Origin of the sequence: Aestuariivirga sp. (assembly GCF_046093005.1) — a bacterium.
In the GTDB taxonomy this organism is placed as follows: Bacteria; Pseudomonadota; Alphaproteobacteria; order Rhizobiales; family Aestuariivirgaceae; genus Aestuariivirga.
Window position 1 is genome coordinate 20,810 of sequence record NZ_JBJTER010000045.1, and the last position, 15,685, is coordinate 36,494.

A 15,685-nucleotide genomic window follows, 5' to 3' on the forward strand; every position below is an offset into this window, starting at 1 on the left:
CCTACGTCTTCATTTCGACGAGCCGCGACTGGGCGGCGAAATAGGCGTCGCCGGTATTGCGGAACGCCCCGCATTCAGCCGGTTTCTTGCCAAAAGTCTCGCAATACTGGGTTCCGTTCACGGTCCATTTGCCGGTGCCGCCGCCCTTCACGTCATCCTGAAAGCTGAAAGTGCCATCGGCGTTATAGGTGATGAAACCGTTGCCGTCCGGCCGCGTGTATTGGAAGGTCTTGCCGGAGATTGCCGCTCGAACCTGCTCGGCGTCGAAATCCGAAATTGGAACGGGTGTCTTGTCGGTGGTCGCGGAGGCGCCATTATTGGTGATCCGGACACCCTTGGGCGCATTCGAACATGCTGCCAGGGCTGTGATCAGCGCTGCTGTCATGAGCGTGCGAACTGTAAGCGTGGCCGCCAAGGATCGTCCTCTTTTTGTTAGCCGCGATGTGCCACAGGCGGGACTATGGTTCAAGCTCTCGGATCAAACGCTCCCGGAGGGCCGGACGATTACGGGGGTGCCGATCATGACGTTCTCGTAGAGTTCGGCAATATCCTGATTCAGCATGCGGATGCAGCCGGACGACATGGCCTTGCCGATGGAATTGGGCTCGTTCGTACCATGTATCCGGTACAGCGTGTCCTCACCATTCGCGTAGAGATACAAGGCGCGAGCCCCGAGCGGGTTGTCGGGTCCGCCGGGCTGGCCGTTGGCCCAGGGCCTGGCGCGTGGGTCGCGGGCAACCATGTCCGCCGGGGGCACCCAACGCGGCCATCGCCGCTTCATGCCGACTTTCGCGGAGCCCGACCATTCAAACCCGGCCCGGCCAACGCCGACGCCATAGCGCACAGCGCTGCCATAGGCGAGGACTTGGTAGAGAAACCGCTCGCCTGGGTCGACGACGATGGTTCCCGGATCCTCCGGCCCGGCGAAATCCACCATCTGGCGGCGGAAGCGCCTCCTGATCCGCCGTGGCGGAATCTCCTCGATGGGGTAGTCGATGGGAGATTCGGGCGGGGGCAGCAAGGCGGGGTCGAAAGACTGTTCCTCGGTCAGCGGGTTATCGGCGAATGGGTCGGACTCGCCGGTTTCTGCGGCCGCTCGGGCCGCAAACAGGCCAAAACCCAGACCAGACAAGAGGAGGTGGCGGCGCGACAAGCGCATCGTCATTGAGCAAATCCGCAAATTCACGATAAGCGCTTATCTGTTCGCCCCACGGCAGCACTTTGGAAAGCTGATGGCGCAATTGTGGCGCTACAGCGTGCCGCTAGGTCGCCAGGGAGAAAACGGCCTTACCCGCCTGATAGGTGCCGGGCGTTGTGCCTGGCGAGAAAGAATAGCAGCTCATCGGAACGCCGCCAGGGAGCCACGGCGGCGCCGGGTCGAAACTCTCGCAGAGCTGGCCGTCCTTGGTGGTCCAGCGGCCCTTGGTGCGGCCCTTGCCGTCAACCTCGACCAGCGACGACCCGTCCTCGGCATAAAGCGTGACGCCGGTATTGTTGGGCCCCTGGAAGCGCCAGCTCTTGCCGGCCAGAATGGTGCGGATTTCATCGGCCGTGAGGGTCTTTGGCCCTGAGGTCAGATCCTTATCGGCGCGGTCCGTCATGCTGGCGCATGATGCGGCGAGCACGCCCACCAGCGCCAGCGCCGCCACCCGGCCATGAACCATTCTTCCCAAGCCCATCGGCTGAACCCTTCATCTGCCCCGGTCAGCGCATAGATACACAATCCGCACCCCCCGTGAAAGAGCGCTATTGCATGCTGCTACACCGCCAAAACGCGGCAGGATTTTGGCGCGGGCCGGCTGGCGCCGCTCAGTGTTTGAGTCCCGCCGGGCGCGCGAAATTGTACCAGACCCGATAGGCCTCAAGGACCGCGAGCGGCAGGATATGCAGCCAGAAGGCGGCATGATCCTGCCGGATCACATACCAGTGGACGGCCGCCGCGATCATCGCGACATAGGCCAGGCGCTGCAGCATTTTCCACCACAGGCCCAGACGGTGCACCGCATCGTCGTTGCTGGCCGCCGCCAGCAGCAGCATGCCAAGAAAGGCGATCCAGCCGGTCAGATACTCCGCGAAACGCAGGTCGAACAGCACGACATTGAGGTTCGCCTGCCGGATGAGATAGGCAGAGGCATGCAACGAGGCGTAGAGAAATGCGGCAAGGCCCAGCGACCGGCGGCGCTTGAACAGCCACATCGGCCAGTGCGGGCCAAAACCAAGCTGCTTCATCAGCAGGCGCAACGGGGTGATGGCCAGCGTCAGGATCAGCAATCTTATCGCCCATTCACCCGACTGATCGATCAATTGGCCCCAGCCGCGCCCGTGCATCAGGAAGTTGCCGAGCATGATGGCCGCCGGAACCGCCAGCAGCAGCCGGAACGCCCACAAGGAATTGACGAGGCGGCCGCGCAAGTCCATGTCAGATCACCTTCCCGGGATTGAGAATGCCCCTCGGGTCAAGCGCGTGCTTCAAGCGCCGCATCAATGCCAGTTCCTCCGGTGTGCGCGAGAGGTGCAGGTAGGGCCGCTTCAGCGTGCCAATGCCATGCTCGGCCGAGATGGAGCCCTGATAGCCACCGAGCACACGATAGACGATCTCATCCACGTCATGCATCGACTCGCCCGGGCCATAATCCGCCGAGACGCAGATATGCACGTTGGAATCGCCGACATGGCCGTAGAACGAAACATGCGCGGCGGGCCAGCGCTTGTGCAGCGCCGCCGTGCAAGCCTCCGCATAGTCGCCGATCATGCCGATGGGCAGGCTCACGTCGAAGTTAAGAAGATTGGGCAGGGTCTCGATCGGGTAGCCTTCGCGCACCGACCAGATGTCGCGCTCCTGGGCTTGCGAATGCGCGACGAGCGCGTCCGCAATCAGTCCTTCGCTGAGGCAACCGGCCAGAAACGCCTCGGTGGCTCCGGCGCCGGAGGAACTTTCAAGGATCACGCAGAACGGATGTTCCTCGTTGAAAAAGCGCAGTCTGAGGGCTGCCGTGTTGAACGCGAAATAATCCTTCCACATCGCCTCGAAGGCCATGACGCCGCCAAGACCGGTCTGGGCGCGTCGCAGCAGCGCCACCACCTGCGGATAGGATTCGACGGCGCACAGCGCCGTCACGATATCTCCCGGCGGCGGGTGCAGCCGCAGTACCGCGCGGGTGATGATGCCCAAGGTGCCTTCCGAGCCGATGAAAAGTTGCTTCAGGTCATAGCCGGCGTTGTTCTTGAGCATGCGGTTCATGGACGAGACGACGGTGCCGTCGGCCAGCACCGCTTCCAGCCCCAGTACCTGCTCGCGCATCATGCCATAGCGAATGACGCGGATGCCGCCCGCGTTGGTCGCCAGATTGCCGCCGATCTGGCAGGAGCCGCGAGAGCCCAGGTCGAGCGCCAGAAAGAGACCGTGTTCCGCCGCGGCCGCCTGGCATTCCGCGAGCGGCGTTCCAGCCTTCACCACCATCGTGGCGGCTGCTGTATCGACCTCTTCGATGCCGCGCATCAATTCAAGGCTGATGGCGATTTCGTTTCCGAGAGGAGCGGCGCCGCCGGCAAGCCCGGTCAGACCGCCCTGTACGATCACCGGTGCTGATGCCTCATTGCAGAGGCGCAGTACGCGCGAAACTTCGGCAGTGCTCCGTGGACGGATAACCAGCGCGGGCGGCGATTTACCGAGACCGCTCATGTCCGAGCAGTAGCGGGAGCCAATATCGGCGCCCATCAGCAGGGCACTCTCTCCAAATTCGGCGCGCAGGCGGTCTGTCAAGGTCATCGGCGGATTTTCACCGTTTTTCCAGTATGCTGGCAAGATGCTGCGCCGCCCATACGGCGGTCGAGAAGCAGGCCTGCAGCAGATAGCCGCCGGTCGGGGCTTCCCAGTCGAGCATCTCGCCCACGCAATAGATGCCGGGCGCCTTGATCAATTGAAAATGCGTATCGAACTCTGTGCGAGCGACCCCGCCCGCGGAGGAAATGGCGCGCTCAAGGCCCATGGGTGGCCCCAGGGTGACGGCCAGCGATTTGATACCCTTTTCATCCGGCTGGGTTCCGGTTTCACGCAGAAGCCCGATTGCCGGTGGGGAGAGCCGGACAGCCTTGCGGAGAAAAGTCGACAGCGAGTCCTTGCCGCGCGGCCTGGCGAGCTTGGCGGCCAGCGCATCCGCGGAGAGATCGGGGCGGAGGTCGATCAGCAGCGGCTGGCCTGGGTTGTCACGCAGGTGGCGTGACAAGGCGTAGATGGCCCCGCCTTCGATACCCTCCCTCGAGATCATCAGTTCGCCGCGCACCCGCTGCTGCCCATAGCTGAGCGCGATGTTCTTGAGCGGCTGGCCCGCGAACTTCGCCGCGAAAACCGGCGACCAGTTGACGGCGAAGCGGCTGTTGGATGGCTGGAAGGGGGTGACGGCAATGCCCCTTTCGCGGAATGCTGGAACCCATGCGGCATCCGACCCGAGATGCGGCCAGCTTGCCCCACCCAGCGCCAGAATGGCTGGGCCACTGTCAAAGCCAGTCCAGGAAGACCGGGTGTGGAGCGTGACGCCAAGGCCGGCAAGCCGCTTCAGCCACGCGCGCAGCAGCGGCGAGGCCTTCATCTGCCTTGGGAAGACCCGGCCCGATGTTCCGATGAAAGTCTCAATGCCGAGGCCGTTGGCCCAATCGATGAGCGCATCTGGTGGAAAGGCGCGGATCGCAGTCTCCAGAAAGCGCCGTGCATCGCCATAGCGGCCAAGCAAGGTTTCAAGCGGTTCGGAATGGGTGAGGTTAAGACCACCACGGCCCGCGAGCAGAAACTTGCGGGCAGGCGCGGCCATGTGGTCATGGATCGTGACGCGGTGTCCGGCGCTTGCCAGCACTTCCGCCGCCATCAGGCCCGATGGGCCCGCGCCAAACACCCTGATCTCTGCCATCGCTCAGCCCCGGAAGTGCCAGGCTGCGCTGCCGTTCTTGCTCAGGCCGCCTCGCGTGACAGCGGCTGGCACATGCAGTGCACGCCGCCGCCGGCTTGCAGGAACATGCTCATGTCGGGGTCATAGACGGTGAAGCCAGCGGCCCGCATCTTGGCGTTGAGGTCCGTGGCGGTGGCGGTGGAGAGCACCCGGTCACCGCCCAGCGTCACCACGTTGCAGCCCAGCGCCATGGTCTCCTTGAAGCTCGCCGGAATGATCTCGATCTTCTTGGATTTGAGCCACGCCACCACATCGTCCTCGGTGGTCTCGAGGCAGACGGCGGCGCAATGCTCGTTCAGCATGCAGACCATCAGGTCGATGTGCACATAGAACTGGTCGATCGGCGCATATTTGATTTCCCAGCCTTCCTTGATGAACCAGTCAGCGGCCTGGCGGGCCGCCACCTCCTCCGACCGGTGATCGGTGTAACCGACCAGCGCCAGCCCATCGCGGATGATGTTGAAGTCGCCGCCCTCGAAATTGCCAGCCGAGATCATGTCATAGATCGGAATGTTGTTTTCGAGATAGAAGCGCAGCACGGCGGCATATTCGCCACGCCGCCGCGGGTTGGCCAGCTGGCAGAGCACCGCGCCATAAGGCGACATGAACGAGGAATCGCGGGCATAGACCTGATAGGGATTGTGCATGTCGACCGGCAGAAAATGCGTGGTCACCCCCGCCTGATGGTAGGCATCCACCATCTCCCGGTGCTGGCGCATGGCCAGCTGCTTGTCGAACTTGTAGCCCTTGCGCAGCGTGTCGCGCACCAGCGACGACCACGCGGCGTTCTCGAGACCCATCCAGCGGAAGCTCTCGGCCGGCCCCAGCAGCACGTCCTTCAATACGCCGGTCTCGGATTTGATTTCGAAACGGCCCTTCATGCGCGGCGTGCCGCCGGCCTCGCGGCGGGCCCGCAGCGGAACATTGTCCTGGCTCATCAAAGTCTCCCTATGTCGTTCGCGCATCGTAGATCACGCCGCATGGATATGCCAGCGGGGCGCGGAAAATTTAGGCTCAGGCCGCCTTCCATTTGATCGAGCAACCCATGGAAGCGATCTGATCGGCGGGCCCCCGTCCCGTCTCCGCCACCTGCCGCATGGCCTCATGGAGATCGCGGCGCGCGTCAGGCGCCAGGTCCTTGCGCGAGGCGTCGAGGCGGCCGCGGTACTGCAGTTCCAAACCGGCATTGAAGCCGAAGAAATCCGGCGTGCACACCGCGCCATAAGCGCGCGCCACGGCCTGCTGCTCGTCATGGAGATAGGGAAACGGAAAGCCGTGCTGGCGGGCGAAGGCCTGCATGCCCGCGAAGTCGTCCTCCGGATATTGCGTGGCGTCGTTGGAATTGATCGCGATGGTGCTGACGCCGAGCGGGGCCAGGTCTTTGGCATCGCGCACCAGCCGCCCGATCACCGCGATCACATAGGGGCAGTGATTGCAGATGAAGGCGATCAGCGTGCCGTTGCGTCCCTTGAGGCCATCGAGCGAATAGATCTTGCCGTCAGTGGCGGGAAGGGTGAAGGCCGGCGCCTTCCAGCCAAAATGGCAAAGCGGGGGGATGGCGGCCATGGCGCTCAGTATCCGCTTTCGAAATAGGCTTCGGCGGTGATCACGAAGACATCCACCTTCCCGTGCTGACCCGCGGCAACCGGATATTCCGGGTGCGTCGCCGCGTGCATCATGCCGATGCGCTGCGCCAGCCGCGCGGACGCCGTGTTGCCGCTCATCACTTTGCACCAGGCCTGGCGGGCCCCCAGCCGCTCGAACGCCAGCCCCAGAAGTGCCCTGCCGATTTCGGTGCCGAGCCCCATCTGCCACATGGCGGGATGCAGGCCCCAGCCGACCTCGACGCTGCCGGGCCTGCCGATGATCAGGAAGCCATCGCCGATCGCCTCTCCCGTCGGCTTTTCCTCTGCCGCCAGGTGAAAGACGCCGCGCCGCTCGTCGGTCTGCCGCGACACCGCACGGCCGACGAAGGCGGCAATATCCCCCGGGCGGTTGAAGCGGATGGCAATGAAACGCTGGTAATCCTCCTGCATCATGAAGTTGCAGAACGCGGCGGCGTCCCGCGCCTCGATCTCGCGCAGCATGAGCGACGGCGTCTCGACGGCGGGCAGACTGATGATGGTCCGCATGCGGTCTCCTCCACAGGGCCGTAATTCGTTTCCGGAGTCAGATTGTCCGGTGACGCCCGAGGAAGTCAAGAACCGGCGGCGCCACCTGCTCGGCGGCCTCCAGCAATATGGCATGGCGGAGAACGGGAAGGATGACCAGTTCCGCGCGGGGAAGGGCCTCGGCGATTCGCCGGTTGAGGCGCGGATTGCAGCCGCCGTCATTCTCGCCGGTGAGCACGAGGCAGGGCTGGCTGATCTCGTGAAGCCAGGGCGCCATCTCGGTTTCGGCATAGATGTCAAACACCGAGAGGAACACCTCCGGGTCGGTGTCGATCACCTGCTGCATGCGCCGCGAGATCACGTCCGGGCGCCGGGCGGAGAATTCAGGCGTGAACCAGCGGTCCTTCAGCGTCTCGAGCACCTGCGGAATGCCCTTGGCGCGCATCGCGGCGACCACGCCCTTCACCTTGGCGCTGTCATCGGGATCGCGGAAGGCGGCGGTCGACCAAAGCCCGAGCGTCAGCACATGCTGTGGATATTTCCGCGCATAGGCGGGGCCGATCATGCCGCCCAGCGAATGGCCGGCAAAGTGCGCACGCGCGATCCCCAGCTCCTTTCGCAGCGCTTCGAGGTCCTCGACGAGATCATCGAGCGAATAGGTTGGCCGCGGCGTGGGCGATGCGCCGTGGCCGCGCAGGTCATAGGAAATGCAACGATAGGAAGACTTCAGAAATGGAACGAGCCCGGCAAACGAGGCGCGCGAGGCGCCGATTCCGTGAATGAGGAACAGCGGCTCGCCCTCGCCCTCGACCGAGAAGGCGGACTTGACCGGCGTGGCCTTGCTCATTTGTCGGGGTATTTCTCGCTCATCATCTCATAGCCGTGGGCCCAGTCCTGCTTGTCGACATCGACGAACACCACGTCGAAGGCATCCGGGTTGCCGCCGCCATTGCCGCGGATGAAGCCGTCGATCAGTTCGCGCGCGATGGCCTTCTTTTGCTGGGGCGTGCGGCCCTTGAACATTTCTACGCGGATGATGGGCATGGCTGGTATCCTCCTTGATCGTTTCAGGCCGCCTGCTTGCGCGTGCGGAAGTGCGGCATCACCTCTTCGGCGAAGCGGCTCATCATGTCGAGGGTCATCTGCTCGTCCTGCCCGAAGTTGGAGGTCGTCAATACCTCGTCGATGCCGAGGTCGCCATAGACCGCCAGACGGTCGATCATTTCCTGTTTGCCGCACAGCAGCAGGTTGGCGGCCAGTTCCTCCACCGTCTGCGATCGCGGCAATGGCCGGATGATGCCGCTGTCGACGATGCCGGGGCCGCCGAACACATTGTCGAAGCTCTTGTAATAGGTCCAGGCCCGTTCCGCGATGTGGCGCTTCTCGCGCTCATTGGCCACCAGGAACATGCCGCGCTGCAAGGAGAGCCGGGTATCCAGGCTACGGCCGGCCGCTGCCCTGCCGCGCGCGAAGGCCGAAACCTGGTCGAGGAGTTGCTGGTGGCTGCCGCCCAACGGCGTGGTCTGCACATGGTATCCGGCTTTCGCCGCCGCCTCGATGCCGGCGGGGTTCATCACCGCGACCATCAGCGGAATCGGGTCCTCGGGCCGCGGCATGATGGTCAGCGGCGGGAAGCTGTAGCGCGGGCTTTCCCAGGACACTTCCTCCCGTGTCAGCAGCGCTTCCAGAAGCTTCAGGTCTTCCTCGAACTGCGGCTTGGTGTTTTCGATGGCGACGCCGAAGCGCGCTGTCTCGAAGCCGAAGGCGCCTTTGCCGACGCCAAGCATCAGCCGGCCGTCGCACAGGGCCTGCGCCTGCACGGCTTCGCCCGCGAAAATCCGCATGTCGCGGATTGGCAGCTGGCACACGGAGGTGACCAGGAGGATTCTCTTGGTGTGCGCGGCGATCTTCACCGCCATCTGCAAGGGGGCCGGGATCAGCAGAATGTTGAGCAGGTGATGCTCGGGGATGCCAACCCCGCGATAGCCCACCGCCTCGGCATGAACCGCCTGCGCCACCACGTTCTTGTAGAGGCGTTTGCCGCCCAGCGCGGGGTCCAGCATGTGGCTCGACAGGAAATGGATGAAATCCATGGACGGACCTCTGTTTTGACCACCAAGAGTGACAGAGCGCGGGGCTTTTGCAAACCGGAAAATCAGGCCCTGGCGCCGCTGTCCGTCCGCTCCCGCTGCCGCCGCCAGTCATTGAGGATATGGAGGAACAGCGCGCCGAAGACGATGGCGCCGCCGATCACCGTGCGGGTACCCGGAACCTCGCCATGAAACAGCCATACCCAGATCGGCCCCAGCACCGGTTCGAGCGTGCTCACCAGGGCGGCGAGTGCCGCGGGCACCAGCCGCGCCCCGGTCACGAACATGGCGAGCCCGGCGCCGAGGTTCACCGCGCCGAACAGGAACAGCCAGAACAGATCGGCGCCGGTCACCGCAAGAGGCCCCGAAAGGAAGAAGGCGGCCACGCAGGCCATGGCGGTGCCGAGGCAGACGGCGGGCATCATGCGCACCTCCGGATGGTGCCGGGTGATCACGATCGCGGTTGAGAACAGCACCGTGATCAGCAGCGCCAGCCCGTCGCCGAGCGCTGACACCTCGCCGGAAAACGACGCCGACACCATGATCGCCACGCCGCAGATCACCGCCACGATGGCGATCCAGGTGGGCAGGTTGACGCGTTCTCCGAACACCATCCAGGCCAGCAATGCCGCAAACAGCGGGGCCGCCGCCTGGGTGAGCAGGATGTTGGCCACGGTGGTGTATTGCAGGGCCATCACGAAGCTTGACGACGCGATGCCGAAGCACAGGGCCACACCGAGCCCCGCCAGCCCCATGTCTCGGAACATCCGGACGGTCGATCGCGGCCCTTCGCGCCAGAGCATGAAAAGGAGCAGGAAAAGCGATGCAAAACCGGCCCGCCAGAACACGATCGTCCACGGATCGGGCTCGGCGATGTTGCGGGCGATGGCGCCGCCGAAGCTCCATGTCAGGGCGGCTCCCGCCACCAGCAGAACGCCGAGCCGGAACCCGGAGGCGGAAAAGCGGGATTGAATCGCCTGTGGCTTGGTCATAGCCTTGCGCTTGTAGTTTTGGGCGGCCCGCTTCACAAGTGGCGCGAAAGGCGGTGAGATGATGGTGAACAGAACAATTACGGCGCCGATTCTGGGCCTGGCGTTGCTCGCTGCTGCCAGCGGCGTGGCCGACGCGCAGGATGACGGAACCGAGTGCAGCCGGAACGCCGAGACAACGGCGGAAATGCAGTCATGCGCGGACGAGGCCTTGGCGCAGGTCGATTCCCAGCTGAACGACATCTATGACGCCATAATTCAGAGGCTCGATTCGGACGGCGCCGACAGACTTCGCCGCGCCCAGCGCGCCTGGATCGCCTTCCGCGATGCCGAATGCCGGTTTCAGGGGCTTGCGGCCGAAGGCGGAAGCATGAACCCTGTCATCGTCACCGAATGCCTGGCCTCCCTCACGGCCAGGCGGTTCGATGACCTCGAAGCCTACCTCAACTGCGAGGAGGGTGACGTCAGCTGCGTGCCGCTGGCTCCATTGGAATAGAAGAAGCCCCGGCGTTGCGGCCGGGGCTTTGGCTCATGCCTCGTGGAGGGGAGGGCCTCAGCAGCTGTAGTACATGTCGTATTCCACCGGGTGCGGCGTCATCCGGTAGCGGTCCTGCTCCTCCTGCTTGAGGCCGAGGTAGCTTTCGATCTGGTCCTTGGAGAACACCCCGCCCTTGAGCAGGAAGTCGTGGTCGGCGGCGAGCGAATCGATCGCCTCCTGCAGTGAGCCGCAGACGGTCGGCACCTGGGCCAGTTCGGCGGGTGGCAGGACATAGAGGTTCTTGTCCATGGCCGGGCCGGGGTGGATCTTGTTCACGATGCCATCGAGGCCCGCCATGATGATGGCCGAGAAGCCGAGATAGGGGTTGGCGGTGGGGTCGGGGAACCGCACCTCGACGCGCTTGGCCTTGGGGTTCGACGTGTAGGGGATGCGGCAGGAGGCCGAGCGGTTGCGCGAGGAATAGGCCAGCAGCACCGGCGCCTCATAGCCCGGCACCAGCCGCTTGTAGGAGTTGGTGGAGGGGTTGGTGAAGGCGTTGAGCGCCTTGGCGTGCTTGATCACGCCGCCGATGAAATAGAGGCAGGTTTCCGAGAGGTCGGCATACTGGTTGCCGGCCATCTGGGTCTTGCCGTCCTTCCAGATCGAGAAGTGGCAGTGCATGCCGGAGCCGTTGTCGCCGAACACCGGCTTCGGCATGAAGGTGGCGGTCTTGCCATAGGCATGGGCCACGTTATGGATCACGTATTTGTAAATTTGCATGTGGTCCGCGGCGGTCACCAGCGGCTGGAACCTGGTGCCCAGCTCATGCTGCGACGATGCCACCTCATGGTGGTGCTTCTCGACGATCAGCCCCATCTCGCCCATGGTGGAGAGCATCTCGGAGCGCATGTCCTGAGCCGAGTCCATCGGGTTCACAGGGAAATAGCCGCCCTTGGTGCGCATGCGGTGGCCCATGTTGCCGGTCTCGTAGTCGCGGTCGGAGTTGATCGGCAGTTCGACCGAGTCCAGCTTGAAGCCCGTGTTGTAGGGCGAAACCGAGTACTTCACGTCGTCGAAGATGAAGAATTCGGCCTCGGGGCCGACGAACACCGTGTCGCCGATGCCGGTCGACTTGAGATAGGCCTCGGTGCGCTTGGCGATCATGCGGGGGTCGCGGGCATAGCCCTCGCCGGTGCCGGGATCGAGAATGTCGCAGAACACCGCCATGGTGGTCTGGGCATAGAACGGGTCCATGTGGGCGGACGCCGCATCCGGCATCAGCACCATGTCGGACTCGTTGATGGCCTTCCAGCCGGCGATTGAGGAGCCGTCGAACATCAGGCCATCGGCCCAGGCGTCTTCATGCATCTGCGACACATCCATGGTGAGATGCTGCATCTTGCCGCGCGGATCGGTGAAGCGCAGGTCGACGTATTTGACGTCCTTGTCCTTGATCATCCGGAGAACGCCGGCGACATCGGTTGGCTTGCTCATGGTGTTGTCCTTCTCGTCTGGATCTGGTTGCTGAATGGATTAGAGGGCGTCGGGACCGGACTCGCCGGTGCGGATGCGGATGGCTTGTTCGATATTGGAGATGAATATCTTGCCGTCGCCGATGCGGCCGGTGCGGGCGGCGTTCTGGATCGCCTCCACCGCGCGCTCGACCAGTTCGTCCGCCATCACCACCTCGATTTTCACCTTCGGCAGGAAGTCGACGACATATTCGGCGCCCCGGTAGAGTTCGGTGTGGCCCTTCTGCCGGCCAAAGCCCTTGGCTTCGGTCACGGTGATGCCCTGGAGGCCCACCTCCTGGAGGGCTTCCTTCACCTCATCGAGCTTGAACGGCTTGATGATCGCCTCGATCTTTTTCATTGAATTGGCTGTCCTCGCACGTTGGTAGCGCGAGGGCTTGCAGGACCCATGCCATTTCGTCAGCTCATCGAAATCAATGGGTTAGGAGAAAGCCCACCTGACTCTTCGATGGGCTGCACAAATATTGTGCGTTACTGCCTTTATTTAGGGCAGCTGGTGGCTGCTCTTCAGGGAGCGGATAAGGTCCTGGAGGTCCTTCTGGCGCAGTTCGTCCATTTTCTCGTGCAGCGCCATGATCTCGATTTCGGCCTTGAGGTTTACCTCATAGTCGTGGCTGGCCTGCACCCTGTCCTTGGCGGCCTGGCGGTTCTGCGACATCATGATGACCGGCGCCTGCATGGCGGCCACCAATGACAGAAACAGGTTGAGCAGAATGAACGGGTAGGGATCGAAAGGCCCGCTTTCGGCCTTCACCAGCAGCATGCCGTTGATGACAATCCAGATGGCGATGGCCAGTCCGAACAACATCAGGAAGCTCCAGGAGCCGCCGAAGGCCGCGATGCGGTCTGCTAACCGCTCGCCAAAGCTGCGGTTTTCCTCGAAGCTGCTCGCCACATCGCGCGATACGGCAATGCGTCTGGCGACCCGTTCGATGACGTGCCGCTCGCGCGCCGGCAGGTCTTCGTAGCCGATTTCCAGAATGCGCTTGGCAAGCAGTTTGACGGCGTCAGGCGGATTTTGGGCGGACATGGCGATCTCCCGGCTTCTGGCGGCCCAGCATCCGTCCGGAAGGGCATTGCATGCAAGTCCAATGCGGTGGAGGGGTGCGCAAGGCGCGGGAATGGGCTAGGCTTGCGGGCCATGCCGCAGGCCTTGCTCACCCCCGAGGAAATGTACCGCGCCGATGCGATGGCTGCGGAAGCGGGCATTAAGCCTCTGAATTTGATGGAAAATGCCGGACGGGCCGTGGCCGAGGAATTGCTCCGGCGCTTTGCCGCGCGGCCCACGCTGGTGCTGTGCGGGCCCGGTAACAACGGCGGCGATGGCTTTGTTGCGGCACGCTATTTGCGCCGCTGGGGATGGCCGGTGCGGGTCGCGCTGCTCGGCGACCGGAAGCGTCTCTCCGGCGATGCGGCGGTGATGGCGGGGCGCTGGGATGGAGAGCTCGAAGAAGGGTTAAACATCGGCGATACTGCGTTGATAATAGACGCAATTTTTGGCGCCGGCCTGGCCCGGGAGTTTCCTTCCGCATGGGCGGCGGCGGTGAATAGGGCGGGCGTGCCGGTGGTTGCGGTGGATGTGCCGTCGGGGCTTGACGGCCTGACCGGCAAGCCACGCGGCGCCAGCGTGCAAGCCGATGTTACTGTTACGTTTTTCCGCCTGAAGCCGGGTCACGTCTTGATGCCAGGCCGGATGTTGTGCGGCGAAACCGTTGTGGCGGACATCGGCATTCCCCAGGATGTGATTGAGACCATTGCGCCAACTACCTGGATTAACGAGGAAATCCCCATTCCAATGGCATCGCCCGCGGGCCACAAATACCACCGCGGCCATGCGGTGGTGGTGTCCGGCGGACCCCTCAACACGGGTGCGGCGCGGCTGGCGGCGCGCGCCGCGCTGTGCTCCGGCGCCGGCCTGGTAACGTTATCAGGAAGCCCCGACGCGCTTGCGGTTCATGCCACGCAGCTTGATGCAATCATGCTTTCGGATGCGGAATTGATGCAGTTGCTTGCGGACCGCCGCAACAACGCGGTGGTGATCGGTCCGGCGGCCGGGGTCGGCCCGGACACCCGCGACAAGGTCGAGACCGTGTTGCTGAGCGGGGCGGCCGCCGTGCTCGATGCCGATGCCCTGACGAGTTTCGCCGACGCGCAGGAACGGCTGTTCCGGCTGATCGCCATGGCGCCACACCGTCCGGTTGTGCTGACCCCCCACTCGGGCGAATTCGCAAGGCTGTTCGGCGATCTCAACCAGGACGCGAAATCGAAACTCGAATGCGCCCGGGAGGCGGCCCGCCGGTCCGGGGCCGTGGTGGTCCTGAAAGGCGCCGACACGGTGATCGCCGCGCCGGACGGGCGGGCGCGGATCAATGTCAACGCCCCGCCCAGCCTCGCCACCGCCGGCGCCGGCGAGGTGCTGGCCGGGATCGTGGCAGGCCTTTTGGCCCAGGGCCTGGACGGTTTTGCCGCCGCCGCCGCCGCGGTCTGGCGGCACGGGGCGGCGGCCCGGCGCCGCGCCGGCCGCAGCCTGACGGCGGAGACGCTGCTCGCGGCATTATGATGCGCAGGGACCGGCCGCTGGCCGGGCTGCTGATGACGGGCCTCGCCTTCGGCTGCAATTTCCCGCTGGGGAAGCTCGCCATGGCGGCGGGCGTCAACCCGGCGCTGTGGGCGGCGGCGATCTGTCTCGGCGGCGGCCTCGCGGTGCTGGCGGCGGCGCTGGCCTTCGAACCATCGGGGCCGGCGCCGGGCGTCTGGCGTTATGCGGCCACCTCCAGCCTGATCTCCAATGTCATTCCGCTGACGCTGACATTCGCGGTGATCGCCCATATCGGATCGGGGCTGACGGCGATCCTGGTGGCGACCTCGCCGATCACCACCGCCCTGATCTCGCTTCTCCTCGGGGTGCGCCCGCCAACCCGCTGGGGCCTTGCCGGAATTTTCGTGGGTCTCACCGGGGCCTGCCTGATCGTTGCCGCACAGCAGGGCGGGGCTGGTGGGGGGTGGTCGTCCTATCTCTTGCTGGCGGCGCTGATCCCGCTGTTCCTGGGCGCCGGCAATGTCTACCGGACGGTTGCCTGGCCGCGCGGCGCCGGGCCGCTGCGGCTCGGCGCGGCGATCAACCTCGCGGCGGTGGCGCCGCTCCTCGCCATTGCCTGGGCATGGGGCGGCCTCGACCTATCGCCATTCGCCGCCATCCCGGGGCTGGCGGCGGCCCAGCTGCTGGCGGCCACCGTCATGTATCTTCTGCTGTTCCGGCTGCAGGCGGCGGGCGGCCCCACCTATCTCTCGCAGATCGGCTATGTGGCGGCGGCCTTCGCCGCGGTCATCGGCGTGGGCTTCCTCGGCGAGCGCTATCCGCCGATGGTCTGGGTGGGGGTCGCGGTGGTGGCGGCGGGCATCGCCATCACCACGCTGGCGCAGCGGCGGGAGCGGCGCTGACGGCTGAAATTGGCCTCTTTCTCCACTGGCATCCTGGAAACCCCTCTGCTATAGACCGCGCCCATTGCAACGGCCCGGGCGTTTTTGCGCGTGCGCGGGCG

General features: G+C 64.5%; 19 protein-coding genes. 3 read left to right on the forward strand and 16 right to left on the reverse strand.

All coding sequences use genetic code 11. The annotated features are described in order from the left end of the window. Window position 1: 1 nt before the first annotated feature. The 13 genes from ACKOED_RS03695 to ACKOED_RS03755 form a co-directional block, all read right to left on the reverse strand. A complete protein-coding gene (locus tag ACKOED_RS03695; protein WP_408915224.1) occupies window positions 2–415 on the reverse strand; it encodes a hypothetical protein in 414 nt (137 codons plus the stop codon). A gap of 63 nt (window positions 416–478) precedes the next feature. Continuing rightward, window positions 479–1,165: a L,D-transpeptidase gene (locus ACKOED_RS03700; RefSeq protein ID WP_408915225.1), complete on the reverse strand. Its 687-nt coding sequence runs from the start codon at window positions 1,163–1,165 to the stop codon at window positions 479–481. A 97-nt stretch (window positions 1,166–1,262) separates the two neighbouring features. Further along, window positions 1,263–1,679 (reverse strand): DUF995 domain-containing protein, encoded by a 417-nt coding sequence (locus ACKOED_RS03705; protein ID WP_408915226.1) that lies wholly within the window; start codon window positions 1,677–1,679, stop codon window positions 1,263–1,265. A gap of 130 nt (window positions 1,680–1,809) precedes the next feature. Then, window positions 1,810–2,418, reverse strand: a complete 609-nt coding sequence (locus ACKOED_RS03710; protein ID WP_408915227.1) for a sulfite oxidase heme-binding subunit YedZ — start codon at window positions 2,416–2,418, stop codon at window positions 1,810–1,812. A 1-nt stretch (window position 2,419) separates the two neighbouring features. Next, on the reverse strand, window positions 2,420–3,769 hold the full coding sequence (locus ACKOED_RS03715) for an FAD-binding oxidoreductase (RefSeq protein ID WP_408915228.1): 1,350 nt from the start codon (window positions 3,767–3,769) through the stop codon (window positions 2,420–2,422). A 10-nt stretch (window positions 3,770–3,779) separates the two neighbouring features. After that, a complete protein-coding gene (locus ACKOED_RS03720) occupies window positions 3,780–4,904 on the reverse strand; it encodes an NAD(P)/FAD-dependent oxidoreductase (RefSeq protein WP_408915229.1) in 1,125 nt (374 codons plus the stop codon). Window positions 4,905–4,945: 41 nt separating this feature from the next. Continuing rightward, window positions 4,946–5,881, reverse strand: coding sequence for a dimethylarginine dimethylaminohydrolase family protein (locus ACKOED_RS03725; RefSeq protein WP_408915230.1), 936 nt, complete (start codon window positions 5,879–5,881; stop codon window positions 4,946–4,948). Between the two features lie 76 nt (window positions 5,882–5,957). Then, entirely contained in the window at window positions 5,958–6,509 is a 552-nt protein-coding gene (locus ACKOED_RS03730) for a thioredoxin family protein (RefSeq protein WP_408915231.1), read from the reverse strand. A gap of 5 nt (window positions 6,510–6,514) precedes the next feature. Continuing rightward, window positions 6,515–7,075, reverse strand: a complete 561-nt coding sequence (locus tag ACKOED_RS03735) for a GNAT family N-acetyltransferase (protein WP_408915232.1) — start codon at window positions 7,073–7,075, stop codon at window positions 6,515–6,517. 37 nt (window positions 7,076–7,112) lie between these two features. Beyond that, window positions 7,113–7,901, reverse strand: coding sequence for an alpha/beta fold hydrolase (locus tag ACKOED_RS03740; protein ID WP_408915233.1), 789 nt, complete (start codon window positions 7,899–7,901; stop codon window positions 7,113–7,115). Continuing rightward, window positions 7,898–8,098 carry a tautomerase family protein gene (locus tag ACKOED_RS03745; RefSeq protein WP_408915234.1) on the reverse strand — a complete coding sequence of 67 codons (201 nt, stop codon included), beginning with the start codon at window positions 8,096–8,098 and terminating at the stop codon, window positions 7,898–7,900. Before ACKOED_RS03745 ends, ACKOED_RS03740 begins: the two co-directional genes overlap by 4 nt. A gap of 23 nt (window positions 8,099–8,121) precedes the next feature. After that, window positions 8,122–9,147 (reverse strand): LLM class flavin-dependent oxidoreductase, encoded by a 1,026-nt coding sequence (locus ACKOED_RS03750; protein WP_408915235.1) that lies wholly within the window; start codon window positions 9,145–9,147, stop codon window positions 8,122–8,124. A 62-nt stretch (window positions 9,148–9,209) separates the two neighbouring features. Continuing rightward, window positions 9,210–10,136 carry a DMT family transporter gene (locus ACKOED_RS03755; RefSeq protein WP_408915236.1) on the reverse strand — a complete coding sequence of 309 codons (927 nt, stop codon included), beginning with the start codon at window positions 10,134–10,136 and terminating at the stop codon, window positions 9,210–9,212. A gap of 58 nt (window positions 10,137–10,194) precedes the next feature. On the opposite strand from ACKOED_RS03755, the gene ACKOED_RS03760 reads away from it, so the two are divergent. Next, window positions 10,195–10,629, forward strand: coding sequence for a lysozyme inhibitor LprI family protein (locus tag ACKOED_RS03760; RefSeq protein ID WP_408915237.1), 435 nt, complete (start codon window positions 10,195–10,197; stop codon window positions 10,627–10,629). Between the two features lie 57 nt (window positions 10,630–10,686). On the opposite strand, the gene glnA is transcribed toward ACKOED_RS03760, so the two are convergent. The 3 genes from glnA to ACKOED_RS03775 all read right to left on the reverse strand — a co-directional run bounded on the left by glnA (window position 10,687) and on the right by ACKOED_RS03775 (window position 13,173). After that, window positions 10,687–12,105: a type I glutamate--ammonia ligase gene (gene glnA, locus ACKOED_RS03765; RefSeq protein ID WP_408915238.1), complete on the reverse strand. Its 1,419-nt coding sequence runs from the start codon at window positions 12,103–12,105 to the stop codon at window positions 10,687–10,689. A gap of 39 nt (window positions 12,106–12,144) precedes the next feature. Then, on the reverse strand, window positions 12,145–12,483 hold the full coding sequence (locus ACKOED_RS03770; protein WP_408915239.1) for a P-II family nitrogen regulator: 339 nt from the start codon (window positions 12,481–12,483) through the stop codon (window positions 12,145–12,147). A 144-nt stretch (window positions 12,484–12,627) separates the two neighbouring features. Then, entirely contained in the window at window positions 12,628–13,173 is a 546-nt protein-coding gene (locus ACKOED_RS03775) for a DUF1003 domain-containing protein (protein ID WP_408915240.1), read from the reverse strand. Window positions 13,174–13,284: 111 nt separating this feature from the next. On the opposite strand from ACKOED_RS03775, the gene ACKOED_RS03780 reads away from it, so the two are divergent. Continuing rightward, on the forward strand, window positions 13,285–14,703 hold the full coding sequence (locus ACKOED_RS03780; protein ID WP_408915241.1) for an NAD(P)H-hydrate dehydratase: 1,419 nt from the start codon (window positions 13,285–13,287) through the stop codon (window positions 14,701–14,703). Next, on the forward strand, window positions 14,703–15,584 hold the full coding sequence (locus ACKOED_RS03785; RefSeq protein ID WP_408915242.1) for a DMT family transporter: 882 nt from the start codon (window positions 14,703–14,705) through the stop codon (window positions 15,582–15,584). Before ACKOED_RS03780 ends, ACKOED_RS03785 begins: the two co-directional genes overlap by 1 nt. Window positions 15,585–15,685 lie beyond the last annotated feature (101 nt).